The sequence below is a fragment of the Geosporobacter ferrireducens genome (genome assembly GCF_001750685.1).
Lineage (GTDB): Bacteria > Bacillota > Clostridia > Peptostreptococcales > Thermotaleaceae > Geosporobacter > Geosporobacter ferrireducens.
Genome location: NZ_CP017269.1, coordinates 5,119,857 through 5,144,874 on the forward strand (window position 1 = coordinate 5,119,857; position 25,018 = coordinate 5,144,874).

Consider the following 25,018-nt stretch of genomic DNA (forward strand, 5'->3'; position numbering starts at 1 on the left):
TGGAAAAGCTCCATTAAAATAAAGCATCAGCCGATAATGATTGGGTATAATATATATAAAAGAAATAGAAAAGGGTGTAAGCATGTATAACCAAAACAAAACAGAGATCCTACAGACCATTAAACGGTTACCAGCCTATACAAAGCTGCTCTATCGGCTATATAAAGATCCTGTTATGACAAAAAAGCAAAAAATTCTTTTGTATAGTGCCTTGGGATATATGATTTCACCAATCGAGGTGGTACCGGGTATCATACCTGTACTGGGTCAGGTTGATGATTTAATCATTATTTTAACTGTACTTAAAAAAGTGCTGCACATGAGTGAAGAAGAGAAGGCAAATCTTTTATTGATTGAACACGGTCTTTCCTACGAGATCATCGATGAAGACATTGCAATTAGCAAAGAGACAGCTAAGCGGTTTGTTGCAAGTACAGGGAGAATTTTAGGCAAAGCTCTGATATTGGCAGGGAAAACTACATTCCGAATGGGGAAAAGCGTTGTCCGCAGGACAAAAAAGATTTAAATGAGTATTGTAATTTGGCAAAGAATATAGTAAAAATAAATAGTAGAAGAAAACAGAGAGAGGATGAGAATATTGCAAAATCCAGTTGTAACGATTGAAATGGAAAATGGAAATGAAATAAAGGTTGAATTATATCCGGAGGTTGCTCCAAATACTGTACATAATTTTATCTCCCTGGTGGAGAAAGGATTCTACAATGGTCTGATTTTTCATAGGGTTATACCGGGATTCATGATCCAAGGTGGATGTCCACAAGGTGCTGGCACCGGGGGTCCGGGATATCATATCAAAGGAGAATTTAATGGAAATGGGTTCAAAAACGATCTGAAGCATACCCGTGGGGTAATCTCTATGGCAAGAGCTGGACATCCGGACTCTGCTGGATCTCAGTTCTTTCTGATGCATGAAACATCACCTCATCTAGATGGACAGTATGCAGCCTTTGGTAAAGTTATCGAAGGACTGGAAGAAATTGATCGGATTGCAGGCGTTAAGAGAAACTTTAATGATAAGCCTGTAGAGGATCAGAGAATGAAGCATGTAACGGTAAATCTATTCGGTCAGGTATATCCGGAGCCGGAGAAGCTGTAGGAGATGGGAATAAACCTATCTCCTTTTCACTGTTGCTGGAAAAAAGATATATAGGGCTTTAAAAGGAGATTTTTTAATGCGTAAGGGAAATTTATTGGGGAAATCAATGGAAACTGTTGAGGTACGTAAAGACATTATAAAAATTGCTTGGCCGGCCATTCTGGAAATGACATTGCATACACTGGTGTGGACGGTAGATACGGCTATGGTCGGGAGGCTCAATCCTGCTTCTATTTCTGCAGTGAGTCTAGGAGCCCAGATCATGTTCATTACAATGATGATTTTGGGGGCAGTAGGTGTAGGCGCAACAGCCCTAGTAGCAAGGAATATAGGTGCGGGTGACTGCCGGAGAGCAGGAAAGATTGGGGCACAAGCTCTCTCTATAGGAATTTTCATCAGTGTGGGTGTAACAATTGTAGGAATGATATTTGCAGAAGATATTTTTCGTCTTGCAGTGAAGGATGTCGCAGTTGTTGAGCTAGGAGAGACTTACCTGAGGCATGTGCTGATCGGAGGTTTTTTTCTGATTCCTTTTGGTGTGAGCAATTCGATTCTACGCGGGGCAGGGAAAACAAATTATACCTTAAGAGCCGTATTATTAGCCAATAGCTTTAACATTATAGGGGATTATGTTTTGATATTTGGAAAATGGAGTTTTCCAGCCTTAGGGGTTAAGGGCGCCGCCCTTGCCACTGGTATAGCACAGATATTGGGTGCTCTGACTTCATTATATTATCTTTTCTCAGGAAAGAGTGGTATTGAGATCTATTTTAAAGATTTATTCACTATAGATAAGGATATTCTCAAAAAATTAGTGAATCTGAGCATTCCCGCTGCTTTTGAATTGACAATGAATGATGGTAGCAGGTTGCTTACGGCTATTTGGATCGCTCAACTGGGGACGGTTCAGTTTGCAGCCAATTCAGTGGCTGTAGCAGCTGAATCACTTTCCTTTATGCCGGGTTATGGCTTTGCCATAGCGGCTACTACCCTAATGGGACAAAATCTAGGGGCAAAAAATATAGACCGTGCCAAGGAAAGTGTTGCGCAAGCTGCTAAATATGCAGTAGTTTTAATGGCATCAGTAGCATTTATATTTTTAACAGTACCTTACTTTATCATGAGTTTCTTTACAACGGATGCAGATACGGTTGCGCTGGCAGCTAAATGTATACGTGTGGGAGCTTTAGAACAGGTGCCTATTGCCATTGCTATGGTAATATCCGGTGCACTGAAAGGAGCTGGAGATACGCAAGGGCCGTTCAAGATTTCTTTAGCCACAAACTTAGGTGTAAGACTGCCTTTGATTTTTTTAATTGTTTTTGTATTCCGGCTGAATATTGTTTTTGTTTGGCTGGCTACGGCACTTCAGTTCATGTTGGAAGCCGTATTGATGGTAATCCGTTATAGACGTGAAGGTTGGAGATTACTAGAATTAAAATAAAATGGTCGGGGTTAAGTAAAACCCCGACCATTTACGTTCATTTTATAATGTGAAGATACTTATGAATTTTACAATCTATTGCTAGATCCTAAAACGTTGCGGATTTTATGCTGTACCATTTTTTTAATAGCCGTTCTTCCTGGTCCTAAGTATTTTCGAGGATCAAATTCAGAAGGACTTTCCATAAATACTTTTCGAATAGCAGCTGTCATTGCAAGTCTTAGGTCCGTATCAATATTTACCTTGCAAACTCCTAGCTGGGCTGCTTGGCGGATCATATCCTCAGGGACACCCTGAGCACCAGGAATATTGCCGCCATATTTATTACAAAGCTCTACAAATTCAGGCAATACAGTGGATGCACCGTGAAGTACCAATGGTGTATTTGGAAGTAGCTTTGTGATGGTTTCAAGTCTTTGGAAATCTAATCTTGGTTCGCCTTTGAATTTATATGCTCCGTGACTTGTGCCGATGGCGATGGCTAAAGAATCAACACCGGTTCTTTCTACAAATTCAGCTGCTTGATCAGGATCTGTGAAGGCGGCATCCTTTTCACTGACATTTACATCGTCTTCAATTCCTGCTAATTTTCCAAGTTCTGCCTCTACCACAACACCTTTCGCATGGGCATATTCAACAACCTTCTTGGTTAGTGCAATATTTTCTTCAAATGGATGCTTTGAACCATCAATCATTACGGAAGTGAAACCGTCATCAATACACATTTTACAGATTTCAAAGTCTTCGCCATGATCCAAATGAAGTACGATATTTAATCCACTGTCTTCAACGGCCGCTTCAACCAGTTTTCTTAAATAGATAGGACTGGCATATTTTCTTGCTCCCGCAGATACTTGAAGGATGAGGGGAGATTTTTCTTCCTTTGCTGCGTCTACAATTCCTTGAATAATTTCCATGTTGTTGACATTGAATGCGCCTATGGCATATCCGCCGGCATAAGCATCCTGAAACATTTTTGTTGATGTTACTAATGGCATTTTAAGTCCTCCTCTATGCTTTAGAATTATTAAGAATATATTTTTGAAATATATTAATCATAATAAAATCAGAGTTGGAATGAATTTACATTCATATTCAATTGTAATTATATAACAACAAAATAAAAAATACTACAAAAAATTACTATGAAGAATGTGATTTATGCTGTAAAATATAATATAAAGAAGATGTGGTTTAATAGTCTAAAAAGACATCTAGAAAGTGCAGGTAACCTATGAAGCATTTTTGGATTTTTCCTAGAGCAATCAAATATGTGATTATATTTTCTATTGTTACCCTAGGTACGTTAGATTTAAAACCGGTTGCTATAGTTAGTTTTCTACTTTTGCTGTCTGTTTTATTCTTTTATAGAAGTCCAAAAAGACAAGTTGCACCGAGTCAGAATATCATCTTATCTGTAGCTGATGGTGTTATAACCGATATCACTGATATTTCTGAGGACGCGTACATTGAGGGTGAAGGAGTAAAGGTTTGCATCACTTCTTCTATTACCGATGTACATGTAACAAGGATTCCTATCAGCGGAGAGGTTACCAACGCTAGTTATCGTAAGGGAAATGTTTTTCTTACGGATGCAAGCACAAATCAGAAACAGAGAGAAAAGTACACCATAGGGATACAAGGAGAGAAGATCCGATTACTAGTCCATCAGATGTCAGGCTTTTTTGGAAAAAGAATTTTTTCTTGGATTTGGAATGGACATAGTGTCCAACAGGGAGAAATATCTGGACATAATAAATATGGAGCATGTTATGAGATGATCCTTCCAAAGAAGCAGGTAGACATAGTGGTAACAAAAGGCGATCGCGTTCAGGCGGGATTAACAACGATAGGGGTGGTTAAGTATGAAATATAGAAGTCAGATCCCGAATCTATTTACATTATTAAACCTAGCAATGGGAATTTTGGCAATCATTTCTGTTTTTTATGATCAATATGGAACTTCAGCATTTTTAATTATTACTGCAGGTGTGTTGGATCGTCTAGATGGACAGTTGGCGAGAAAGTTAAATGTAGAGAGTGAGTTCGGTAAAGAGTTAGATTCGCTCTGTGATTTGATCTCTTTTGGTGTAGCACCTGCCATACTCATGTGGCATTTGAACTTAATGGAAACAGGTGCATTAGGGATTGGTGCGACGGTTTTATTTGCTGTCTGTGGTGCTTCTCGATTAGCACGGTACAATATTTCCGAGTTTGAAGGCGTTTATATGGGAATTCCTATAACGCTCTGCGGTGGTATTGTAGCATTGATGTCATTGTATTCTACGAGATTTACTACCAGTATGCCTTTTATGTTGGTATCTATGCTATTCTTGTCTTATGCCATGGTGTCTAAGCGGATTAAATTAAAGAAAAGATAACCTGCATACCCACCGAACGGTGGGTATAATTATGCCTTACATTCGGAAAAGATACTGAGTAACAAAAAGGAAAGAGGAGATTTGAAATGCGCCTTCCAGAGCAATTTTTAAATAAAATGAAGGAATTTTTACAGGATGAATATGAAGCATTTCTAGCTTCTTATGAACAGCCGAGAGTACAAGGTCTACGCATTAATACATTAAAAATATCTGTTGAAGACTTTTTGAAAATATCACCTTTTACCCTAGAGCCTGTTCCTTGGTGTAAAGAGGGTTTTTATTATCGAGAGGAAGACAGACCGGGAAAACACCCTTATTATCATGCAGGGCTGTATTATATTCAAGAACCAAGCGCGATGATACCAGTGGAGATATTAGGTGCTCAATCAGGAGAACGAATTCTTGATGTTTGTGCTGCTCCTGGTGGAAAAACTGTTCAATTGGCCAATGAAATGAAGGGAACGGGTCTCTTGGTTTCCAATGAGATTAATCTTAATCGTGTGAAAGCCTTAATTCGAAACATAGAATTATTTGGAATACACAATGCAATTGTTACCAATGTATCTGCCGAAAAACTTGTAAATTATTTTGAAGGCTTTTTCGATAGGATTCTAGTGGATGCGCCTTGTTCTGGAGAAGGCATGTTTCGTAAGGATGAAGCTATGGTTAAGAGTTGGGAAAAACAAGGGCCAGATTATTATATCTCTATACAAGCAGAGATTCTGTCTTACATGAGTAGGATGTTAAAGTCAGGAGGACAAGCGGTTTACTCTACATGCACCTTTTCTAGAGAGGAAAACGAGGCTGTTATTGAAGATTTCTTAGAGAGGCACAAAGCCTTTCAATTAAAACCAATAGAACATTTTAAAAATGCTTTTGGGATCACCGCACCAGTGGCAAACCACAGCGATATCCAAATCAATACCATGCGACTATGGCCGCATAAGATCAGCGGAGAAGGACATTTTGCAGCTTGCCTTGAAAAAAATAGACTTGAAAAAGAATTTATAGCAAGAGCAGAAAACAATCAAGGAATTTCAGCACCTAGAGAATTTATTGAATTTATGGAGAAAAATTTAGTGATTTCTTTTGAAGGTCCTTATGAAATTCATGGAGACCAGTTATATCAGGTTCCTAAGGGGGTACCTTCATTAAGAGGATTAAAAGTATTGCGCTCGGGGCTTTTGTTGGGGACACTAAAGAAAAACAGATTTGAACCTAGCCAAGCGATGGCAATGGCATTAAAAAAACAAGATGCACAAAGAACGGTTGATTTTTCCAGTAGATCTCAAGAGGTTATAAAATATTTAAAAGGGGAGACGCTCCATATAGATGGTGAAAAAGGGTGGACATTGGTTTGTGTAGATGGATTTCCACTGGGATGGGCAAAGCAAACAGAAAACCTGTTAAAAAATGAATATCCTGCAGCCTGGAGACGATTGGATTAGGAGGTTCCTATGGCAAAGACACTGAGATTGGATAAACTTTTAAGCAATATGGGGTATGGCACGAGAAAAGAAATTAAAAGTGTTGTTAAAAAAGGATGGGTACTGGTTAATCAACAGGTAGTTAAGGACAGTAGCCAACATGTGGATCCGAGTCAGGATAAAATTATGGTCAATGGAGAAGAACTCGTGTACCGGGAGTATATATATGTCATGATGAATAAGCCTCAAGGGGTCATTTCTGCCAGTTTTGATCCTCGTGTCAAAACGGTTGTGGACCTGCTTCCAGATGAATATCAGGTATATGAACCTTTTCCCATTGGACGATTGGATAAAGATACAGAAGGACTGCTGTTGCTTAGCAACGATGGAAAACTCTCTCATGAACTGCTGTCTCCTAAAAAACATATACCTAAAACCTATTTTGCAATGATTGATGGGAACGTAGACGAAAAGGATGTGGCACTTTTTAGTGAAGGGGTCGTTTTGGAGGATGGATATAAAACATTGCCGGGACAACTGCGTATTTTGAAAAGTGGAGAACAGTCCGAGATTGAATTAACAATATACGAAGGTAAATTCCATCAGGTAAAGAGAATGTTTCTAGCAGTTGGAAAAACAGTTACATATTTAAAGCGAATCTCCATGGGTAATTTGAAGTTAGACGAAAGTTTAGAATTAGGAGATTTTCGTGAACTTACAGCTGAAGAACTGGAAATTTTAAGAACACGATAAAGGGTGAAGATTATTCTCCACCCTTTAGTTTTTGTATTTCAACGATTCATCTAAACAACTTCCAAGGATTATGTAGGAAGCTGATCTTTTGTTAGGCTTCATCTTCCTCAAAATCATTTTCTTTAACATCTTCTTTCTCAGCGTCATTTTCTTCCGATTGATGTGCATCAAATACGTTCATAATCTTCATCATTTGTGCCATTTTCTGTATGTTATCAATATTTTTTGCTTGTTCATCTGGAAGAATTGGTTTGATCACCTCTAATAGGTTTGCGATTTGATCAGTATAATCACCACCCTGATCTGCTGAAAGTTTCTTTTGTTCATCCATCTTTGACTTTACTTCTTTAACCTTTTCCACCATCGTCATTATATTCGCGATGTTTTTAAATTGTGTTTTTTGCTCTTCACCTAAGTGATTGCTGAAAACATCCACAAACTCTTTGATGATGCCTAGATTTAGTTTATTAGGTGAATCACCGGCACGGGGCATGTTTTTCATAATTCCACTGATACTGTTTACTTTTTTTATACTGTCCAGCATAAGGGTTAATCTATCTAGCAATGCAGGGTCAAGCCCCTGAGATGCAGCAGGTTCTATCTGCGGTCTTGGTAGAGCCGGAGGACGAGAGCGTAAAGGCGGTTTTTCGATTTCTTGAGAAAAAGGCTGTAAGCCTCTGTTTTTCATAAACCAGAGAAAAAACACGGGTAAAAGAAATAAAAGAATTCTTTTATTTCCAGGATTATTCCATTGAGCAATACTCATTTCTTGTTCAGATAGTGTCAAATCTTCATACGGGATCGGAAGAAAATCGTTCATAATACGCCTCCCAATTATTCTATCGGATGATAGGCCTTTGTTTCAGCATATGCAAAAGCACAGAATAGTGTTACTATGAGAAGCATGAATTTATGAATAAACAACAAAAGGCTCACATAGATTAATATGAAGTTTTGCTGAAAGAACAGGGGGGGTATTATGAAAGAAATGAACATGGATCAAATAAGATCATTGATGGAATTCATGGGTGGAGACAAACTAAGAGATGAACATTTGCATATGCTAGAAGAACTGTCAGAATTATATAGAGGAAAGACCGAGGAGAATATAATGGATGAATTGGTGCTGTTGAACATGATGATCAGCCAAGATTCCCAAAGTTATCAAAACCAGCTGAACATGCTTGAGCAGATGAGGTTTTTTATGAATGATGAGCAGAAAAAAAGATTAGATTATGTGATGAAGTATATTCATAAAAATTCGGCAGTGGATGATTTGGAATAAAAAATGGATAACCGAAAAAGGTTATCCATTTTGTTTAGCATATATGTAGGTTATCGTTTTGTACCGGTTATAGTGTAAATAATATCATCCAGGGAGGTTCCTGAAGGAATGTCAAAGGTGTCAGATTTTAATTTCGAAGCTAGCTTCAATTCTTCCACACGGGCAATGAATTTAGCAGTATTATCAATTAATCCTTTATCCTTTAATATTTTAGCAATACCTGACCCGGAGGTACCGCTAGGGATTTCAACACGTATAACAGCGGCTGTTGGAGATGTAGGGTTTGTTGGTTCTGTAGTTGCCGGTGGAGGATCTGTCAGCGCTTGACCTTCCGTTGACTCTTGTTCGGAATCTGCTGGAGGAGTTTCCGTCTCTGCTTGTGAATTTTCTTCAGGTGTGGAGCTGATTATCACTAGATCTTGATCATCTGCTGCATCAATACTTTCATCAGGCTGTTGTTCATTGCTTTGCTGTTCAATTTCAGTAAATATAGAGCCTTTTTCTTTGTTGTAAGCAAGAGAATCTGTTACCTTCCAGGTAATTACCGTTGACATGATGAGAATAATAACCAAGGCTAATATTATATCACTGGTTTCGTATAAAAAATCCTTTAATTTCTCAAACATCTAAACACACCTTCCCTATAGATATTCCTTTATTAAGGATAACATAATGTTACATAGGTTTTCAAGAATTATTAAAAACAAGGTAGAATTTGGGGAAATTTGGTTGATGAAAGTAGATTTTGTACATAATAGTATAAACTGTGATACAATATAAAAATCGATAACGATATAGCTGAAAATTATAACAAAGTATTTGGAGATGATTGCATTGAAAGAAATGATGATCGGTAAAAATGAAGAAAATCAGCGTATAGATAAATTTCTGAAAAAATATCTTCCCAAAGCCTCCTTGGGATTTTTATATAAAATGCTGCGTAAAAAGAATATTAAAGTGAATAATGGCAGGGTAGAACCTCAATACCTTCTGAGAGCAGGAGATTTGATTCAATTGTACTTGAGTGATGACACCCTTACCGGTTTTCAAGAACAAAAACAAATTAAAGAGGTTGATATAGATTTTCACATCGTTTATGAGGATAAAAATATTCTTCTTGTAAATAAGCCTGCAGGATTACTGGTTCACGAGGATATAAAGGAAAGCAAAAATACGTTGGTCAACCAAGTGATCAAATATCTATATCTTAAAAAGGAATATAATCCAGATTTAGAAAAAACCTTTGTACCTGCAAGTATCAACCGTATTGATCGAAATACCAGCGGGATCGTAGTATTTGGGAAAAACTACGAGGCTGTACAAAACTTAAATGAGATGATGCGACATAAAAATCATATCCATAAATATTACCAAACGATTATTAAAGGCACTGTAGAAGAATCATCAGAACTCTCCGGATTCCTATGGAAAGATGAAAAAGCAAACCAAGTTCAAATTGTAAATCGTAACAGAGCGGGCGCAAAAGAAATCCGTACCAAGCTAAAGCCGCTCAAAAGTAATAGAGATTTTAGTTTGGTGGAAGTAGAAATTATTACCGGTAGAAGTCACCAAATACGCTTGCATTTGTCTTCCATTGGTCATCCCATTGTAGGCGATGGAAAGTATGGTGACATTAAGACAAACAGGGAATTTCGTGAGAAGTTTGGACTTAGCAGCCAACTGCTTCATGCCTATAAAATTGTTTTTGAAAAGACGATTGGAGGAATGCAGTATCTTGAAGGAAAAGAATTCTTATGTCCCTTACCGGAGATTTTCAGAAAGATTGAAATGAATTTATTCTAGATAAAGAAGGGCAAGCTTCTATGGCTGCCCTTTAAATCTGTGTAGAAAAGACAAGGTTAAAGATGAAGATGATTGTAGAAAGTAAGGTTTAGTGGTAAAATAGTGAATAGTAAGTCTGAAAGAGGAGATGTTTAGATGAAGAAAGAGATCATGGAATGGATTAAAACAATTGCATTGTCCGTATTAATTGCGCTAGTGATTACTACTTTTGTACGGCCAACTTTAGTTAAAGGCTATTCAATGTACCCGACACTGGATCAATATGATTACTTGATAATTAACAAGATTCCATATATGCTGCATGCACCGGAGCGTGGCGATATCGTAGTTTTTAAATCCCATCTAAAAACCTTTGAAGGAAAAGAAAAAGATTTGATCAAAAGAGTGATTGCCCTGCCAGGCGATCACGTGGAGGTAGTGGATGGAAAAGTGTTTGTAAACGAAGAACTGCAGCATGAGCCTTACACAAATAGTCTATATACACCAGGAGAGGTAGATACGGTTGTACCTGATGGTATGATTTTTGTTATGGGAGATAATCGTGAAAACAGTATGGATAGCCGTGATGACCGTGTTGGGCCGGTAGAAATCGAAACCGTTAGAGGAAAGGTATTCGTGAGACTTTACCCTTTTACAAAAATTGGAAAAGTTCAATGATTGCTCAGACAGAAATGTCTGAGCTTTTCTTTGTTATATTCTGAGTATTTTTTAAAAGAATTGTACATGATAAATAAAGATAAAGATAAAGGAGGGTTTTATCATGAAAGTTAGAGAATTAATGACAACAAATGTATCTTTTGCTACTCCCAATACACCCATCAGCCAAGTTGCTAAACAGATGGAACAATTAGATGTAGGATGCATTCCTGTTTGTGATGACAAGAAACATGCATTGGGAATCGTGACCGACCGGGATATTGTTATTCGTAGTGTATCTCATGGAAATACCAGTGCAAATGCTCAGGATGTAATGTCTGAAAATCTTGTTTATGCCTCGCCGGAAATGGATGCCCATGAAGCAGCTGATTTAATGGCCAAACATCAAATTCGAAGACTGCCGGTTGTGGAGAATGGAAAGCTGGTGGGGATTTTGGCAATTGGAGATCTAGCTACACAGAATATATATGTAAATGAAGCCGGAGATGCCTTAAGCGATATTTCTAAGCCAAGCAGACCACAAATGTAGTTTGACTGAAAGTTCTTGTAGAAATACAGGAACTTTCAATCTTTTCTAGAATTAAGTATTATACCTTGATAAAGGGTATATAATTTTTTAACCTTACATAATCTGATAATAAAGCTGAGAAAGGGGACGATGAATGAATCATGAAAGATGCCAAGCTTATAAAGTTACAGATAGGAAATCAGAAGGAGATAGAAGTACCTGAGGGAACAACACTTTTAGAGGTCAGCAGACAGGTTGAAAAGGATCATCCTTCTATTATTGTGGCTGCGAAAGTGAATAACCGATTGAGAGAACTCGAGTATGTTTTACATAAAGACAGTGATGTGGAATTTTTAGATTTAACAAATTCTGATGGCATCCGAATCTACCAAAGGAGTCTAGCCTTTGTTTTTATACGTGCTTCGATGGAAATTTTTTCAGGCTGCAAAGTAACTGTAGAGCATTCTTTGAGTAAGGGACTTTATTGTGAACTTCATTACAAGAGACCCATCGTGGAAGAAGATATAGTAAAAATAGAGTCGAGAATGCAAGAAATTATTGAGGAAGATGTTCTGTTTATTAAAGATAGTATCCCTATTGAGGATGCAAAAAGAATCTTTAATGAACTGGGATTTGATGCAAAAACAAAGCTGCTAAACTATAGGGAAAAGCCGGAAATTAATATTTACAGTTGTGGATGGCTAAAGGACTATTTTTACGGTTATATGGTACCAAGTACAGGATTTCTTAAAATATTTAAATTAAAATATTATGATCCTGGTGTAATTATTCAATATCCTGAAAAAAGTAATCCTACGCAAATACCTGATTTCCAAGAGCAAAGCAAACTGGCCAGTATTTTTAGAGAAGCTGAAAAATGGGGAAAAATCATGGATGTTGGCTATGTAGCCAACTTAAATGAGCGTATTGAGAATAGAAGTTATGATGAATTGGTTCGCGTTGCAGAAGCCCTTCATGAAAAGAAAATTGCGCAAATTGCTGATATGATTACAGAGAAGAAGAAAAGAATTATTCTCATTGCGGGTCCTTCCTCTTCAGGTAAAACAACCTTTGCCCAGCGGTTAGCCATCCAGTTAAGGGTGAACGGGCTAAAGCCGGTCTCACTTTCCACAGATGATTATTTTGTAGATCGAGAACATACACCGAAAGACGAATATGGAGAATATGATTTTGAAGCCTTGGAAGCTGTAGATATTGAGCTGTTTAATGATCATATGTCGAAGCTAATTAATGGGTATGAGGTAGAAATTCCCTATTTCAATTTTCATACAGGGTTGCGTGAATATCGCGGAAATATTATGAAGATTTCTGAAGATCATCCAATTATCATTGAGGGAATTCATGGATTAAATGAACGGCTAACACAAGATATTCCCCATGACAAGAAATTTAAGATCTACATCAGCGCATTAACCCAACTGAATATTGATGATCATAATCGAATTCCAACTACAGATTCCCGACTGCTGCGACGTATTGTTCGAGACAGCAAATACAGAGGGCATTCGGCACTTAATACACTTGGTCGATGGAATTCAGTACGAAGGGGTGAAGAAAAGAATATCTTTCCTTATCAAGAAGATGCCGATGTAATGTTTAATTCAGCGCTAACCTACGAGCTGGCTGTTTTAAAAAAATATGCGGAACCCCTTTTAAATGAGATTCATAAAAGTGCGAAGGAATTTTCAGAAGCAAAGCGATTACTCAAGTTCTTAAGTTATTTTCTGTCCATTGACGATGAGACTGTAATACCACAGACCTCCATCATTCGAGAATTTATTGGTGGAAGCTGTTTTCATAATGAAGATTAACACTATTTTCTAATTATACTATATTAGAAAATATTAAGAAGATTATCATACAAAAGCATTGACGAATGATATGCTTTGTCTTAAAGTAGAAGTTGCAATAGATAAGAGAAGGGTAGGGAGCGACATGCAGCTTTTGCTAACAGAATTATTAGAGAAAAACAGGAAGTGGACCCATTTCGGGAAAGTAGCGGCCTATATACCAGAGTTAATGAATGCTAATTCCAATGCTCTTGGGATCACTGTAGTTGATATTGAAGGGAATGTTTACAAAGCAGGAGATTATGAAGAAAAATTCACGATGCAAAGTGTATCAAAGCCAATTACGCTAATGTTGGCCCTAATGGACAGAGGAGCAGAATTTGTTTTCGAAAGGGTTGGTATGGAACCCTCTGGAGATGCATTTAATTCCATGCGGAAGCTGGAAACCATCAATCCTTCCAAACCATTAAACCCTATGATTAATGCCGGTGCCATTGCAGTTACCTCCTTGATTCAAGGAGACAGCTATGAGGAAAAGTTTCAGAGGATTTTGGAGCTGTTTCGCAAATTATCTTGTAATCCTAATCTTAAAATAAATGAAAGTGTATATCTATCTGAAAAGCGAACCGGTGATCGAAACCGTTCCATGGCTTATTTTTTAAGAGATGTGGGTATCCTGGAAGGAGATGTAGAAAGCATTTTAGATTTATACTTTAAACAGTGTTCTATTGAGGTTGATTGTGAGGATATTGCTAGAATCGGCGCCTTGCTTGCTAATCAAGGAGTTATGTTGGGTACGGGAGAGCAAGTGGTACCAAAAGAGATTACACAAATCGCTAAAACCTTTATGGTAACCTGTGGGATGTATGATGCATCTGGAGAATTTGCCATCAATGTTGGAGTGCCGGCGAAGAGTGGCGTAGGCGGTGGAATTATGTGTGCAGTTCCCAACAGAATGGGTATTGGTGTAGTAGGACCGGCATTGGATGCTAAGGGTAACAGCATGGGTGGGTTGAAAATACTACAGGACATTTCTAAAGAGCTTTCTTTAAGTATGTTTTAATATTGATAAATTTATTTGTTAATGTATGAAAAAGGGTGAGCCTATGGACCTGATTCAGGTATTGGATAATCGATCTTCTGTTAGAAGCTATGAAAAAAGAAAAATTGATCCATTGTTGTTGAATAAAATCATCACTGGAGCGAAAAGCACTAAACCGCTATATGAAGATATTGATCTTAATTTTTTACTGATAGAGAACGGACATGAGGCCTCCAAGAAAATGGCTGGTTATGCAGGATATTTTGGAAAGACGATCGAAGGACCTCATTATATCGCGGCCATAACAGAAAATAAGGAAGGATGTTTAGAGAACCTGGGATATCGAATGGAGCAGTTGATGGTGCTGGCATATCAAGAAGGTTTAGGCACCTGTTGGATTGAAGTACTCCATCAACAGCATAAAGCAAAGGAAGTGTTAAATATCTTTGACGAGAACAAGTTGCTGCTAGCTCTTACGCCTATCGGATATTCAAGAATAGGTATTAGCGAAAAATTGGTGAAAAACATTATAGACGGAAAGTCTGCGAGAAACAACCTTCAAGAGATAGTGCATTGGGGAGAGTGGAATAATAAGGAGCAAACGGTTGATAATCATCCCCTGGCATGCATTTTGGAGAGGGTACGGTATGCGCCTTCATGGGCAAATCAACAGCCATGGCAATTTATTATTGATGATAATACATTGATTTTATCTGTAACGAAAGAAAAACGAGATGGTCTAAATCGAAGCAGAATTGATGGAGGAATCATAATGTTTTATGTGGAGGCTATGGCACATCAAAAAGAAATGGATGGAAAATGGAGTGCCAGTGTGAAAGGGCTAGAAAAAAAATATCGTATTCCAGAAAGCTATGAAGTTCTTAGCATTTTTTCAATGAATGGTGCTTTTAAATAAAGCACTATTTTTTTATTTTCGTAAGGTGATCGAGAAGAAGGAAAATTGGTTTAAAAGATTCAATTTTAATTAAGATTTTCTGAAAAATAAAGAGGGAATCTAGGATGATATGTAGAAATTTTTTATATATCCTAAATCTTTGTCAAAAGGAGTTGAATCCTTTGTTAAGCATAAAAGAGAATAAAAGAAAACTTGACTTTAATTATATATATCTCTTTTTTACAGCTGTGAGTTCCTTAGTCGTTTTTAAGATCGTAGGGCTATTGGATATAATCATCTATAAAATTCTAGGAACAGATTTGTTTTTGGGATATCATACCCTCTTAGAGTTTAGCAGTATTGTTATATCTTTCATTTTATTTACCATAACCTATTATACGTATAACAAAAATCATAGGGCAAGATTGCTGGTTTTTTTTACAGTTTTCTTTGTCACGGGCTGTTTAGACTTTTTTCATACGATGAGTTATAACGGAATGCCCATTTTTTTCACAGAAAGCTCTATTCCAAAAGCAACTACTTTTTGGATGTTGTCTAGGCTGATCTTAGGCTTTGGATTATTGATATCTGGAATGGTTCCATATAATCTTAAGTCCTATCTGCCGCGCAGATATTTTTTAATTGCCAGTATAGTAGCTGTGTGGGGATTTTTTTATATTGTTACATACCAAACAGAATGGTTTCCACCTTTGTTTATTGAAGGGCAGGGATTAACAAATTTAAAAATTCTGCTTGAATATGTGGTTATGACAGTATTCGGTATAACAGTTTTCTTCTATGTACAGGATTACAGGATTACCCATAATAAAATTTTTATCATATTTGCCACAGGATTAATCGTAGGTATCTTTACAGAAGCAGCGTTTACCATCTACAAGAGTGTCTATGACACTTATAATTTGTTAGGTCATATTTATAAAATTCTTAGCTCTTTTCTTTTGTTCCGGGCAATTTTTATCTACAATTTGGATGATCCATATATTGAGCTGGAAAAAGCTAGAGAACAGATAAAATTATATGCAAAAAACTTGGAAAAGATTGTTGAGCGTAGAACTGCAGAAGTTCAACGAGTCAATGAAAAGATGATGGAGGAGTTGGAATATGCAAAACGAATTCAACAGTCTTTATTACCGCCAAAGGAACTGAATATTTATGGCACACAATTTGTTTCCCAATATATACCTTGTGAAAAACTTAGTGGAGATTTTTATCATATTCATGCGGTCGATGAGGAAAACATCGGAATGTTTATTGCAGATGTGGCAGGCCATGGAATTTCCGCTGCCATGATGACATTGTTTGCAGATCGTGTAATGAAACCATCTAAAATACCAAGTAGGTTCGTTAATAATCCATCACCCAATAAAATGATCAAACATATTTATATGGAATTTAATAAATCAGATTTTCCAAACGAAATGCATATTGTAATGTTCTATGCAATCTATAATAAAAATACAAAAGTGCTTACCTATTGTTCAGGCGGAATGAATTCACTGCCGATACTAGTAAGAAAAAATGGAGAAATAGATATTTTAGACAAGAGTATAGGATTTCCTATTTGTAAATTTGGAGATTTGTTTGAACCGGACTTTCAGAAAGCTGAGGTGTGTCTGGAAAAAGGCGACCGCGTTCTTTTCTATACAGATGGATTGACAGAAGATTATAGAGACCATGTGCCTGTAGCATTGGAAGATTTACAGCAAATCCTCATAGAGAATCGGGATCATTCGTTGGAAACTTTAAATAAAGTACTTTTAGATGAAATTAGAATAAAAACAAAAGATATTCCCAATGAAGATGACATAACCTATTTTATTATGGAAGCATAGGCGAGAAGATTATTTTTATAAAAATAGAAAAGTGTTTTTTGACAATTTGAACAAGTCATACTATAATATTAGATATATATTTTTGCATTAATATACGAAACTTCATATAAAAGTAATTTTGATAAAAATGAGCAAACTTAAACGGGTGAAGTACGCAATAGTTTTTTAGAACGGAAAAATAATAGGATGAGAGGTAAGCGACATGAAAGATGTCTTGGTATTACGAGAGCTAGAGCAAATTAAAGCGATTTCACATCCTTATCGGATTGAAATACTTGAGTGTTTTGAAGAAGATCAGGCAGCTACAGCAAAACAAATAGCAGATAAGCTAGGTGAACCTCATGCGAAAATTAACTATCATATTAAGACCTTGCAAAAAGTTGGAATTCTAGAATTGGTAGATGAACGTGTCAAATCTGGAATTATTGAGAAATACTATTTGCCTGCGGCAAGGACCTTTGTAATTGACAAAAGTATCATGAATTCAGGAGACAAGGGTGTTATAGAGTCTCTCAATCAAGCGTCTATGTCGATTTTTGAAAATATCAGCAATGATTTTTATAAGGCATTGGAAAATGCTAATGAAAAGGAACATCCCAAGCAAATGCTGCATTTCAACGATTATTATCTAACTGTAGAGGAAACCGAAGAATTTAAGATGCTTTTGAATGAAACCATTGAAAACTTTGTCAAAGACAAAAAGGATAAGACTAGGGAAAATACAAAGGCTTATTCAGTATCAGCCCTTATTATCCCTCGAATTAGAAAAAAGAAATAGTCTAGATAGGCAGTGAGTATTCACTGCTTTTTTATTTTTATGGGTGCCTCAGCGATAAGTGGCATCTAATAACAATGTAAAAAGATGTTTTTCTATGAAGAATAACGGGAAATATATAGAATAAGCATTTTAAAGGAGGGAAGAAATCATGTTGAATATTGGTGCACATTTAACTATATCAAAGGGATATGAGAGAGCTGCTAAAGAAGCACTTTCTATCGGTGCAAATACCTTTCAGTTTTTTACTAGAAATCCAAGGGGTGCAAAGGCGAAGGCGTTAGATTTGGAAGATATAGAAAATCTTGATCAGATTTGTGAAAAACAGAGTTTTTTATCTTTATTAGCTCATGCACCTTATACCTATAATTTTGCATCAGAAAAAGAGGATACTTGGGTTTTGGCAAAGACACTGCTTCGAGATGATTTAGATAGGTTGCAGCATTTTAAAAGCTGCCAATACATAATCCTGCATCCGGGAAGTTATGTTAACCGTAGTGTAGACTATGGGATTCATCGGATTGCAGAGGGTTTGAATGATGTATTAACCGGAGAAGAAAATACAATGATTCTACTGGAAGGGATGTCAGGAAAAGGAACAGAAGTAGGCGGTACGTTTGAAGAACTGGTTCAAATCATAGAAAAAGTGAAATACTCTGATAGAATAGGGGTATGCTTGGACACTTGCCATCTCTACAGTGCCGGTTATGATATTGTAAATTCTTTAGAGGATGTATTTTTATGCTTTGATCGAATTATAGGGTTAGACCGATTAAAGGCAATTCATCTAAATGATAGTATGATGGCCTTAGGCAGTAAGAAAGATAGACATGCAAAGATTGGAGAAGGTACTATTGGTCTCGATGCACTTGTGAGATTTATTAAACATCCAGCAGTCTCAGGAAAACCGGTCTTATTGGAAACACCCAATGAGGTAGAAGGTTATGCATCAGAAATCAAATTATTGAAATCTCATTACGAAGGATAGCGATTGCTATCTTTTTTTATGACTCATGAAAATATTACCTTCCAGTATGCTTCACAAAAAAACTGCAAAACATATTATAGTGAATCATATGCCGTAGCAAATACGTAAACTACATTGTAGGAAGTGAGAAACATGAACGGATATGTTGCCAGCATACTTGCAGGGATGTGTACTGGAATTGGTGCGTTGCCGTTAATTTTCGTAAGCAAAATCTCAAAGGTATTTGAAGACTTCTTGTTGGGATTTGCAGCAGGAATCATGCTGTTTGCTGCATCCTTTAGTTTGATACTTCCTGCTTTGGAAGAAGATGCAATTTTTCAAGTGATTTCTGGCTTAATTTCTGGGGCAATACTGATCGGCCTAATAGAAAAAATCATTCCCAATATCAACATGGGGCAGGTACGCAATACAAACTTTGAAAATAAAGTCTTGGCAAAAACAATTATGATGATTGCTGCCATTGCAATTCATAATATACCGGAAGGCTTTGCGATAGGGGTAGGTTATGCTTCTGGCAGTCAAGATCGAGGCATCATTCTTGCAATGGCTATGGGTATACAAAATGCCCCAGAGGGCCTAGTAGTTTCAGCACCACTCATAGAAAAAGGTTATTCTAAAGGCAAGGCGATCTTATTTGCTTTTTTTGCGGGAATTGGAGAGCCTATTGCCGCTGCAGTAGGGATATTGGCAGGAAGTGTAATCCAACCCTATATGCCTTTTACATTATCCTTTGCCGCAGGTGCCATGTATTATGTCGTATCTCATGAGCTGATTCCAGAGAGTCATTGTCATGGCAACCAGGTTAAAGCTACCTTTGGCGTCATTGCAGGCTTTATTGTAATGCTTTTGATTGAATATTATATTATGAAATAGAAAGCTTTGGATGCTAAAAAAGTTATATATACAAATTAATTATCATTTTAGCAATAAATCACATCACATCCTTCATATAATAAATCAGGCAAAAATTTTGACTATGAAGAATCAGCATTATAAAAGGCTTATTCTTTGGAGACAATACAGAGGAGACATAGATTAGGACGTGATGCGATGCTTAATGATTTAATACGGTTGATAAGAATATTTTTAATCGCTATTTTGCTGGGACTTTTCTTTGAAAAATTCATTTTTGGTTTTACCGTTGTACAGGGGTTATCTATGTATCCTACCTTAAATAATCAAGACAAGCTTTTCATTAATAAATTAGAATACCGGTTACATGATCCTCATCCGGGAGATATTGTTATATTTGCACCGCCAATAAAAGACAGGAAAAAAGAATTGTTTATTAAAAGAGTGGTTGCAGTTGAAGGGGATTCATTTGAAATTATTGATGGAAAAATATACATCAATGGAGAGACTATAAAAGAAAATTATATAACTTTTGAAGAATATGATGACCGGGATTATCCTATTACTGCAGGAGTTGTTCCAAAAGGGATGGTATTTGTATTAGGGGATAATAGAAACGATAGTAACGATAGCAGATGCTTTGGATATGTATCAATAAAATCAATTAAGGGAAGAGCTGAATATAGGATATGGCCTGTAGAGGCTATGACGGCATTTTCAAGCCAATAGACTCAACCTAAAGCACACGAAGTGTGCTTTTTGTGCTATAATCAATTGTATAATTATTGGACCGGCTGGTGGTGAGTTTGTGGTAAACCGATTAAAGGAAAAGATAAAAATCTGTGCAAAAGACATCGGAATCGATTTAATTGGTTTTACTTCGGCTGCTCCCTTTAATGAAATCAAGGAAATTCTTATGGAGCGGAAGGAAAAAGGATATTTATCAGGATTTGAGGAACAAGACATTGGAAAACGTATTGATCCGAAACAAATCATGCCTGATGCCCGGACAATTATTGCAATTGCAATAAACTATTATGTAGAAAAACCACGCTTGCTAGAGGGTAAGGAACGGCCCTTAGGTGCCATTGCACGATCTGCTTGGGGAAGGGATTATCATGAGGTTCTTAGGGACAAGCTGCTGTTGCTGATGCAAAATATAGAAAAACTGATTGGGCCATTCCAATATAAAATATATGTAGATACAGGATCTTTATCAGATCGTGCCGTTGCATGGCGGGCAGGCTTGGGATGGTTTGGAAAAAACAATATGTTAATTACGAAAAAGTATGGTTCTTGGGTGTTTTTGGGATATGCGATTGTGAATTTTGAGGTAGAACCGGATCAGCCCATGCCTGATCAATGTGCTGGCTGTAACGCCTGTATTCAGGCATGTCCTGCTGAAGCATTGGAAGAAGGCTACAAACTTCAGGGGAAAAAATGTTTGTCTTTTATTACGCAAACAAAAGAAGACATTACTCCTGAGGTGCGTCAAAAAATGGGAAATAGACTTTATGGATGCGATACCTGTCAATGTGTATGCCCTCATAATCATACGGTAGAAGAAACAAAACATCAAGAATTTTCTCCTGAAGCTTATTCCGATAGACCAGATTTGATCGAGATTCTGCATATGGATAATAAAACCTTTAAAGTAAGGTATGGAAAAACTGCTGCCGGGTGGCGGGGAAAGAACAATATCCGCAGAAATGCAATTATAGCCCTTGCCAATAGGAAGGACCCTTTAGCAATACCACACTTAAAAAAGCTGTTGTTTGATGAAAGCAATATGATTCGTAAATATGCAATTTGGGCGATTATAAAATTGGATGCTGAATTGGCAAGAAGCATCATAAAGGCGCATTTGGAGAATGAGAAGGATGAAGAAATAAGAGAAATCATAGAAGAATTCCTAGGAGATGATTCCCATTAAAGTTGCTGTAATAGCAGATACTCATTTAAAGAGTATGAAGAAACCTCTGCCAAGACTTTTGTATCAAAGACTAATAAATGTAGATGTCATCTTCCACTGCGGAGATATTCAACATCAAGACGTATTAAGTGAATTAGAAGGTTTTGCACCTGTATATGCAGTAAAAGGAAATGGAGATTCCGGAGATATGGTTACGAATTTGCCAGAAAAGTGCATCGTAGAATTAAATGGGTATAGGATAGGTATTTTTCATGGACATGGGGAGAAAGGCAGAACCGTTGACCGTGCTTTTAACAGCTTCATACATGAGAATGTGGACATTGTTATTTTTGGACATAGCCATCAACCTTTATTGCAGACAAAGTCAGGTATATTGTTATTGAATCCAGGATCTCCAACAGTAAAAAGAAGAGAGAAAAAATATTCATTTATATTATTATATCTGGAGGAGACCTTGCGCTGCGAATTTGTTTTATTTTAGAATCATTCTAACAGAAGGATTCTTTTTTTATTTCCCGATAAATTAATGGAGAAAAGGACAAAGAAGGTGAATAAAATAGATTAAAGCATGAAAGTCTACGCAGAGGGGGAGTTAATTTGGCGAAATACAGGGAACTACCTTATACAAAATTAAAAAAGGTGTGTAATCCCAAGCAGTTTTCTTTTAAAACCACAGAAGAACTAATCCCATTGGAAGGAATCATTGGTCAAAACAGAGCGGTACAGGCAATGGCATTTGGTTTGCAGGTTAAAAACTTGAGATATAACATTTTCGTTGTAGGCATAAAGGGAACCGGGAAAAAAAGCTATGTACAAAAGGTCGTAGAGCAAAAGGCACACCAGGAAAATACACCGGATGATTGGTGCTATGTATATAATTTTCAAGAACCGAGCCATCCAATTGCTTTAAGTATGCCGTCCGGAATGGGGAAAATACTCTGTGAAGACATGAATTTACTTGTACAGGATTTATTGACAGAGATTCCTAAAGCATTTTCTGGAGATGATTATGAGCGGCAGAAAACAGAAATCGTTAAAAAATATCAAGAGGAAAGAAATCAGTTATTAGAACAATTAACGGAGTATAGTAGAGAAAATGATTTTATGATTAAAAATACAAGTACTGGATTTATGCTAGCACCTATGTTGGATGGGGAAGTAGTAGGCGATAAGGAATTTGAAGACTTAGCAGAAGAACAGAAAGAGATGATTGAAAAGAAGGCTGAATATGTGCAATTAAAAGCAGTCGAAATTTTAAGGAAAATGAAGGCTTTAGAAAGAGATGCCAAAAGGCAAATTCGGGAATTGGAAAGCAGAATAGGACTTTTTGTAGTAGAGCCCTTGTTAGATGAATTATATGATAAATATAAGGCACATAGCAGGATTCTCGAGTATTTAAAAAATGTGCAAAACGATGTGATAGAGAACATTGATGATTTTGATTTATCCGAGGATGAGCAAACAGAGGTACTAACAAGAAAATCTGAAAATAGTTTCGTAAAAAAGTACAAGGTAAACATTTTTGTTGACAACAGCAATGCAGAAGGTGCTCCTGTTATTATAGAAAGTAATCCAAACTACAATAATTTAGTTGGAAGGATAGAGTACGAGAACGAGCAGGGTACTTTGAAGACGGATTTCTTAATGGTAAAGCCTGGCGCAATCCATAGGGCTAACGGTGGTTATCTGATTCTCCAGGCAAATCAAATATTATCAAATTTCCAATCCTGGGATACTTTAAAAAGAACTTTGGAAACAGGAGAGATTAGCGTAGAAAGCATCAGGAGTCAATTAGGTATTGTAGATATTGCATCTCTAAAGCCAGAGCCGATACCTGTGAATATAAAGGTGATCATGATTGGTAACCCATATTTGTATCGACTGCTACATTCAGTGTATAGGTCAATTTTTATAAATGTAAAAAAACCTCCTACGCAGTATGGGAGGTTTTAAGTGATTATCTTATCTTTTGCCAGCCTGCTTATTTCTAGCTGTCCAGAAATCAGCATTTTTAATTCCAAGTTTAGCTGGATCGAATACTGGATCTTTTCCTTGTGCTCTTTGCTCTTCATAGTCTTTAAGTGCATCAAATGCAGGCTTTCTAAGGATAACGATAGCAATGATGTTTAACCAAGCCATTAATCCTACCCCGATGTCACCTAGGCCCCATGCTAATTCAGCAGTTCTAATAGCGCCGTAGTAGATAGATACAAGTAATAAGATTCTTAATATGTTGATTGCGATCTTTCTGTTGTTACCTTTTTTAAATAGGTAGGCAATATTTGTTTCTGCATAGTAATAATATGCCATCAATGTTGTAAATGCAAAGAAGAACAATGCAATCGCAACAAATGGAGCACCAAATCTTGGCATTAATGTTTCAACAGCTTTTTGTGTGAATGCAGGTCCAACATTTACGCCAGGAAGTTTTTCTACTAAGAAACCGCCTGCAGGATTATTGATATTATAGGAGCCTGTAATTAAGATCATGAAAGCTGTAGCGGAGCATACAAATAGTGTATCTACATATACAGAGAAGGCTTGAACAAGACCTTGCTTTGTTGGGTGAGATACTTCTGCTGCAGCTGCAGCCATTGGACCAGTACCTTGACCAGCTTCGTTAGAGTAGATACCACGCTTAACGCCCCAGGATACTGCCATACCGATGATACCGGCGAAAGCTGGCTCGATGGCAAATGCGCTCTTAAATATTAAGCCGATTACTGCAGGAAGCTGTCCAATATTTAATAAGATGATTATCAAAGATACTAAGATATAACCAGTAGCCATGAATGGCACGATTAACTCAGCAGCTCTACCGATACGCTTAACACCACCGAAGATGATTAAAGCGAGTAAAGCTACGATAATACCGCCTGTAACAACAGGACTTATACCAAATGCGTTTTGAACACCAGCAGCGATACTGTTGGATTGTACACCCGGTAAGAAGAAACCCATTGCGATTACTGTAGAAACAGCGAATATCAAAGCATACCACTTCATACCCATACCTTTTTCGATATAGTATTGAGGACCTCCGCGATACTCACCATCAACTTCTTCTTTGTAAATCTGTGCCAATACAGATTCAACGAAGGCTGAACCTGCACCTAGGAAAGCGATTGCCCACATCCAGAATACTGCTCCAGGACCACCCATTGCGATAGCCGTAGCAACACCGGCAATATTACCTGTACCTACACGACCGGAAACAGCAAGAGAGAAAGCTTGGAATGAAGATACACCTTGCTCTGAACTCTGGCCTCCAAACAGGAGTTTTACCATGTCCTTGATGTGACGGACTTGCAGGAATCGGGTTGCCACTGAGAAGTATAAACCCACTCCTAAACATAGATAAATAAGTGCTTGACTCCACAAAATACCGTTTAGTGAGTCTACCAATTGAGCCATTAACTCCACCTCCATAGTTGTTAAAATTTTTATAAAATTACTAAAAAATATTAAGTTAATAATACTACTTTTTTTGAAAA

The 25,018-nt window shown here is 37.1% G+C and carries 26 protein-coding genes; 22 read left to right on the forward strand and 4 right to left on the reverse strand.

What is annotated here, in order from left to right:
- Positions 1 to 82: 82 nt before the first annotated feature.
- The 3 genes from Gferi_RS24005 (at position 83) to Gferi_RS24015 (ending at position 2,561) form a co-directional block, all read left to right on the forward strand.
- Positions 83 to 526 (forward strand): YkvA family protein, encoded by a 444-nt coding sequence (locus tag Gferi_RS24005; protein WP_069980648.1) that lies wholly within the window; start codon positions 83 to 85, stop codon positions 524 to 526.
- 63 nt (positions 527 to 589) lie between these two features.
- On the forward strand, positions 590 to 1,117 hold the full coding sequence (locus tag Gferi_RS24010; RefSeq protein ID WP_207645779.1) for a peptidylprolyl isomerase: 528 nt from the start codon (positions 590 to 592) through the stop codon (positions 1,115 to 1,117).
- Between the two features lie 76 nt (positions 1,118 to 1,193).
- Positions 1,194 to 2,561 carry an MATE family efflux transporter gene (locus Gferi_RS24015; protein WP_207645780.1) on the forward strand — a complete coding sequence of 456 codons (1,368 nt, stop codon included), beginning with the start codon at positions 1,194 to 1,196 and terminating at the stop codon, positions 2,559 to 2,561.
- Between the two features lie 68 nt (positions 2,562 to 2,629).
- Here Gferi_RS24015 and fba read toward each other — a convergent pair whose 3' ends face one another.
- The gene (gene fba, locus Gferi_RS24020; protein ID WP_069980650.1) at positions 2,630 to 3,559 is read right to left on the reverse strand and encodes a class II fructose-1,6-bisphosphate aldolase; all 930 of its coding nucleotides are present in this window, start codon (positions 3,557 to 3,559) and stop codon (positions 2,630 to 2,632) included.
- 236 nt (positions 3,560 to 3,795) lie between these two features.
- Between fba and Gferi_RS24025 the strand changes: the two genes are divergently transcribed.
- The 4 genes from Gferi_RS24025 to Gferi_RS24040 all read left to right on the forward strand — a co-directional run bounded on the left by Gferi_RS24025 (position 3,796) and on the right by Gferi_RS24040 (position 7,122).
- Positions 3,796 to 4,437, forward strand: coding sequence for a phosphatidylserine decarboxylase (locus Gferi_RS24025; RefSeq protein WP_069980651.1), 642 nt, complete (start codon positions 3,796 to 3,798; stop codon positions 4,435 to 4,437).
- The gene (gene pssA / locus Gferi_RS24030; RefSeq protein WP_069980652.1) at positions 4,427 to 4,942 is read left to right on the forward strand and encodes a CDP-diacylglycerol--serine O-phosphatidyltransferase; all 516 of its coding nucleotides are present in this window, start codon (positions 4,427 to 4,429) and stop codon (positions 4,940 to 4,942) included. Before Gferi_RS24025 ends, pssA begins: the two co-directional genes overlap by 11 nt.
- A gap of 86 nt (positions 4,943 to 5,028) precedes the next feature.
- Positions 5,029 to 6,390: an RsmF rRNA methyltransferase first C-terminal domain-containing protein gene (locus Gferi_RS24035; protein WP_069980653.1), complete on the forward strand. Its 1,362-nt coding sequence runs from the start codon at positions 5,029 to 5,031 to the stop codon at positions 6,388 to 6,390.
- Positions 6,391 to 6,399: 9 nt separating this feature from the next.
- Positions 6,400 to 7,122, forward strand: coding sequence for a pseudouridine synthase (locus Gferi_RS24040; protein ID WP_069980654.1), 723 nt, complete (start codon positions 6,400 to 6,402; stop codon positions 7,120 to 7,122).
- Between the two features lie 91 nt (positions 7,123 to 7,213).
- Here the strand turns inward: Gferi_RS24040 and Gferi_RS24045 are convergent, their stop codons facing one another.
- Positions 7,214 to 7,942: a hypothetical protein gene (locus Gferi_RS24045; RefSeq protein WP_069980655.1), complete on the reverse strand. Its 729-nt coding sequence runs from the start codon at positions 7,940 to 7,942 to the stop codon at positions 7,214 to 7,216.
- Positions 7,943 to 8,101: 159 nt separating this feature from the next.
- On the opposite strand from Gferi_RS24045, the gene Gferi_RS24050 reads away from it, so the two are divergent.
- On the forward strand, positions 8,102 to 8,407 hold the full coding sequence (locus Gferi_RS24050; RefSeq protein ID WP_069980656.1) for a hypothetical protein: 306 nt from the start codon (positions 8,102 to 8,104) through the stop codon (positions 8,405 to 8,407).
- Positions 8,408 to 8,457: 50 nt separating this feature from the next.
- On the opposite strand, the gene Gferi_RS24055 is transcribed toward Gferi_RS24050, so the two are convergent.
- The gene (locus Gferi_RS24055; RefSeq protein WP_069980657.1) at positions 8,458 to 9,033 is read right to left on the reverse strand and encodes an MltG/YceG/YrrL family protein; all 576 of its coding nucleotides are present in this window, start codon (positions 9,031 to 9,033) and stop codon (positions 8,458 to 8,460) included.
- Positions 9,034 to 9,250: 217 nt separating this feature from the next.
- Between Gferi_RS24055 and Gferi_RS24060 the strand changes: the two genes are divergently transcribed.
- From Gferi_RS24060 to Gferi_RS24125, 14 genes are all read left to right on the forward strand, one after another.
- Positions 9,251 to 10,210, forward strand: coding sequence for an RluA family pseudouridine synthase (locus Gferi_RS24060; protein ID WP_236932776.1), 960 nt, complete (start codon positions 9,251 to 9,253; stop codon positions 10,208 to 10,210).
- A gap of 135 nt (positions 10,211 to 10,345) precedes the next feature.
- The gene (gene lepB, locus Gferi_RS24065) at positions 10,346 to 10,867 is read left to right on the forward strand and encodes a signal peptidase I (protein WP_069980659.1); all 522 of its coding nucleotides are present in this window, start codon (positions 10,346 to 10,348) and stop codon (positions 10,865 to 10,867) included.
- A 103-nt stretch (positions 10,868 to 10,970) separates the two neighbouring features.
- Positions 10,971 to 11,396: a CBS domain-containing protein gene (locus Gferi_RS24070; protein WP_069980660.1), complete on the forward strand. Its 426-nt coding sequence runs from the start codon at positions 10,971 to 10,973 to the stop codon at positions 11,394 to 11,396.
- 140 nt (positions 11,397 to 11,536) lie between these two features.
- Positions 11,537 to 13,207 carry a nucleoside kinase gene (locus Gferi_RS24075; protein WP_069980661.1) on the forward strand — a complete coding sequence of 557 codons (1,671 nt, stop codon included), beginning with the start codon at positions 11,537 to 11,539 and terminating at the stop codon, positions 13,205 to 13,207.
- Between the two features lie 124 nt (positions 13,208 to 13,331).
- Positions 13,332 to 14,249: a glutaminase A gene (gene glsA, locus Gferi_RS24080; RefSeq protein WP_069980662.1), complete on the forward strand. Its 918-nt coding sequence runs from the start codon at positions 13,332 to 13,334 to the stop codon at positions 14,247 to 14,249.
- Positions 14,250 to 14,292: 43 nt separating this feature from the next.
- Positions 14,293 to 15,144, forward strand: coding sequence for a nitroreductase family protein (locus tag Gferi_RS24085; protein ID WP_069980663.1), 852 nt, complete (start codon positions 14,293 to 14,295; stop codon positions 15,142 to 15,144).
- Between the two features lie 161 nt (positions 15,145 to 15,305).
- Entirely contained in the window at positions 15,306 to 16,976 is a 1,671-nt protein-coding gene (locus Gferi_RS24090; RefSeq protein ID WP_169833030.1) for an MASE3 domain-containing protein, read from the forward strand.
- 202 nt (positions 16,977 to 17,178) lie between these two features.
- Positions 17,179 to 17,754 (forward strand): winged helix-turn-helix domain-containing protein, encoded by a 576-nt coding sequence (locus tag Gferi_RS24095; protein ID WP_069980665.1) that lies wholly within the window; start codon positions 17,179 to 17,181, stop codon positions 17,752 to 17,754.
- 148 nt (positions 17,755 to 17,902) lie between these two features.
- Positions 17,903 to 18,739, forward strand: coding sequence for a deoxyribonuclease IV (locus Gferi_RS24100; RefSeq protein ID WP_069980666.1), 837 nt, complete (start codon positions 17,903 to 17,905; stop codon positions 18,737 to 18,739).
- Between the two features lie 132 nt (positions 18,740 to 18,871).
- Positions 18,872 to 19,612, forward strand: a complete 741-nt coding sequence (locus Gferi_RS24105; RefSeq protein ID WP_069980667.1) for a ZIP family metal transporter — start codon at positions 18,872 to 18,874, stop codon at positions 19,610 to 19,612.
- 177 nt (positions 19,613 to 19,789) lie between these two features.
- Complete coding sequence (gene lepB / locus Gferi_RS24110; protein WP_069980668.1) at positions 19,790 to 20,320, forward strand: signal peptidase I; 531 nt, start codon at positions 19,790 to 19,792, stop codon at positions 20,318 to 20,320.
- Positions 20,321 to 20,399: 79 nt separating this feature from the next.
- Entirely contained in the window at positions 20,400 to 21,524 is a 1,125-nt protein-coding gene (queG, locus tag Gferi_RS24115) for a tRNA epoxyqueuosine(34) reductase QueG (protein ID WP_069980669.1), read from the forward strand.
- A complete protein-coding gene (locus Gferi_RS24120) occupies positions 21,511 to 22,005 on the forward strand; it encodes a metallophosphoesterase family protein (protein ID WP_207645781.1) in 495 nt (164 codons plus the stop codon). The genes queG and Gferi_RS24120 overlap by 14 nt, the downstream gene beginning before the upstream one ends.
- A gap of 116 nt (positions 22,006 to 22,121) precedes the next feature.
- The gene (locus tag Gferi_RS24125; RefSeq protein ID WP_069980670.1) at positions 22,122 to 23,477 is read left to right on the forward strand and encodes an AAA family ATPase; all 1,356 of its coding nucleotides are present in this window, start codon (positions 22,122 to 22,124) and stop codon (positions 23,475 to 23,477) included.
- A 9-nt stretch (positions 23,478 to 23,486) separates the two neighbouring features.
- Here the strand turns inward: Gferi_RS24125 and Gferi_RS24130 are convergent, their stop codons facing one another.
- Positions 23,487 to 24,938 (reverse strand): alanine/glycine:cation symporter family protein, encoded by a 1,452-nt coding sequence (locus Gferi_RS24130; protein WP_069980671.1) that lies wholly within the window; start codon positions 24,936 to 24,938, stop codon positions 23,487 to 23,489.
- Between the last annotated feature and the right edge of the window lie 80 nt (positions 24,939 to 25,018).

Coding starts and splice junctions, on each gene's coding strand:
- Gferi_RS24005 (WP_069980648.1), top strand. CDS start 83: ATGTATAACCAAAACAAAACAGAGATCCTACAGACCATTAAACGGTTA.
- Gferi_RS24010 (WP_207645779.1), top strand. CDS start 590: ATGAGAATATTGCAAAATCCAGTTGTAACGATTGAAATGGAAAATGGA.
- Gferi_RS24015 (WP_207645780.1), top strand. CDS start 1,194: ATGCGTAAGGGAAATTTATTGGGGAAATCAATGGAAACTGTTGAGGTA.
- fba (WP_069980650.1), bottom strand. CDS start 3,559: ATGCCATTAGTAACATCAACAAAAATGTTTCAGGATGCTTATGCCGGC.
- Gferi_RS24025 (WP_069980651.1), top strand. CDS start 3,796: ATGAAGCATTTTTGGATTTTTCCTAGAGCAATCAAATATGTGATTATA.
- pssA (WP_069980652.1), top strand. CDS start 4,427: ATGAAATATAGAAGTCAGATCCCGAATCTATTTACATTATTAAACCTA.
- Gferi_RS24035 (WP_069980653.1), top strand. CDS start 5,029: ATGCGCCTTCCAGAGCAATTTTTAAATAAAATGAAGGAATTTTTACAG.
- Gferi_RS24040 (WP_069980654.1), top strand. CDS start 6,400: ATGGCAAAGACACTGAGATTGGATAAACTTTTAAGCAATATGGGGTAT.
- Gferi_RS24045 (WP_069980655.1), bottom strand. CDS start 7,942: ATGAACGATTTTCTTCCGATCCCGTATGAAGATTTGACACTATCTGAA.
- Gferi_RS24050 (WP_069980656.1), top strand. CDS start 8,102: ATGAAAGAAATGAACATGGATCAAATAAGATCATTGATGGAATTCATG.
- Gferi_RS24055 (WP_069980657.1), bottom strand. CDS start 9,033: ATGTTTGAGAAATTAAAGGATTTTTTATACGAAACCAGTGATATAATA.
- Gferi_RS24060 (WP_236932776.1), top strand. CDS start 9,251: ATGATGATCGGTAAAAATGAAGAAAATCAGCGTATAGATAAATTTCTG.
- lepB (WP_069980659.1), top strand. CDS start 10,346: ATGAAGAAAGAGATCATGGAATGGATTAAAACAATTGCATTGTCCGTA.
- Gferi_RS24070 (WP_069980660.1), top strand. CDS start 10,971: ATGAAAGTTAGAGAATTAATGACAACAAATGTATCTTTTGCTACTCCC.
- Gferi_RS24075 (WP_069980661.1), top strand. CDS start 11,537: ATGAAAGATGCCAAGCTTATAAAGTTACAGATAGGAAATCAGAAGGAG.
- glsA (WP_069980662.1), top strand. CDS start 13,332: ATGCAGCTTTTGCTAACAGAATTATTAGAGAAAAACAGGAAGTGGACC.
- Gferi_RS24085 (WP_069980663.1), top strand. CDS start 14,293: ATGGACCTGATTCAGGTATTGGATAATCGATCTTCTGTTAGAAGCTAT.
- Gferi_RS24095 (WP_069980665.1), top strand. CDS start 17,179: ATGAAAGATGTCTTGGTATTACGAGAGCTAGAGCAAATTAAAGCGATT.
- Gferi_RS24100 (WP_069980666.1), top strand. CDS start 17,903: ATGTTGAATATTGGTGCACATTTAACTATATCAAAGGGATATGAGAGA.
- Gferi_RS24105 (WP_069980667.1), top strand. CDS start 18,872: ATGAACGGATATGTTGCCAGCATACTTGCAGGGATGTGTACTGGAATT.
- lepB (WP_069980668.1), top strand. CDS start 19,790: ATGCTTAATGATTTAATACGGTTGATAAGAATATTTTTAATCGCTATT.
- Gferi_RS24120 (WP_207645781.1), top strand. CDS start 21,511: ATGATTCCCATTAAAGTTGCTGTAATAGCAGATACTCATTTAAAGAGT.
- Gferi_RS24130 (WP_069980671.1), bottom strand. CDS start 24,938: ATGGCTCAATTGGTAGACTCACTAAACGGTATTTTGTGGAGTCAAGCA.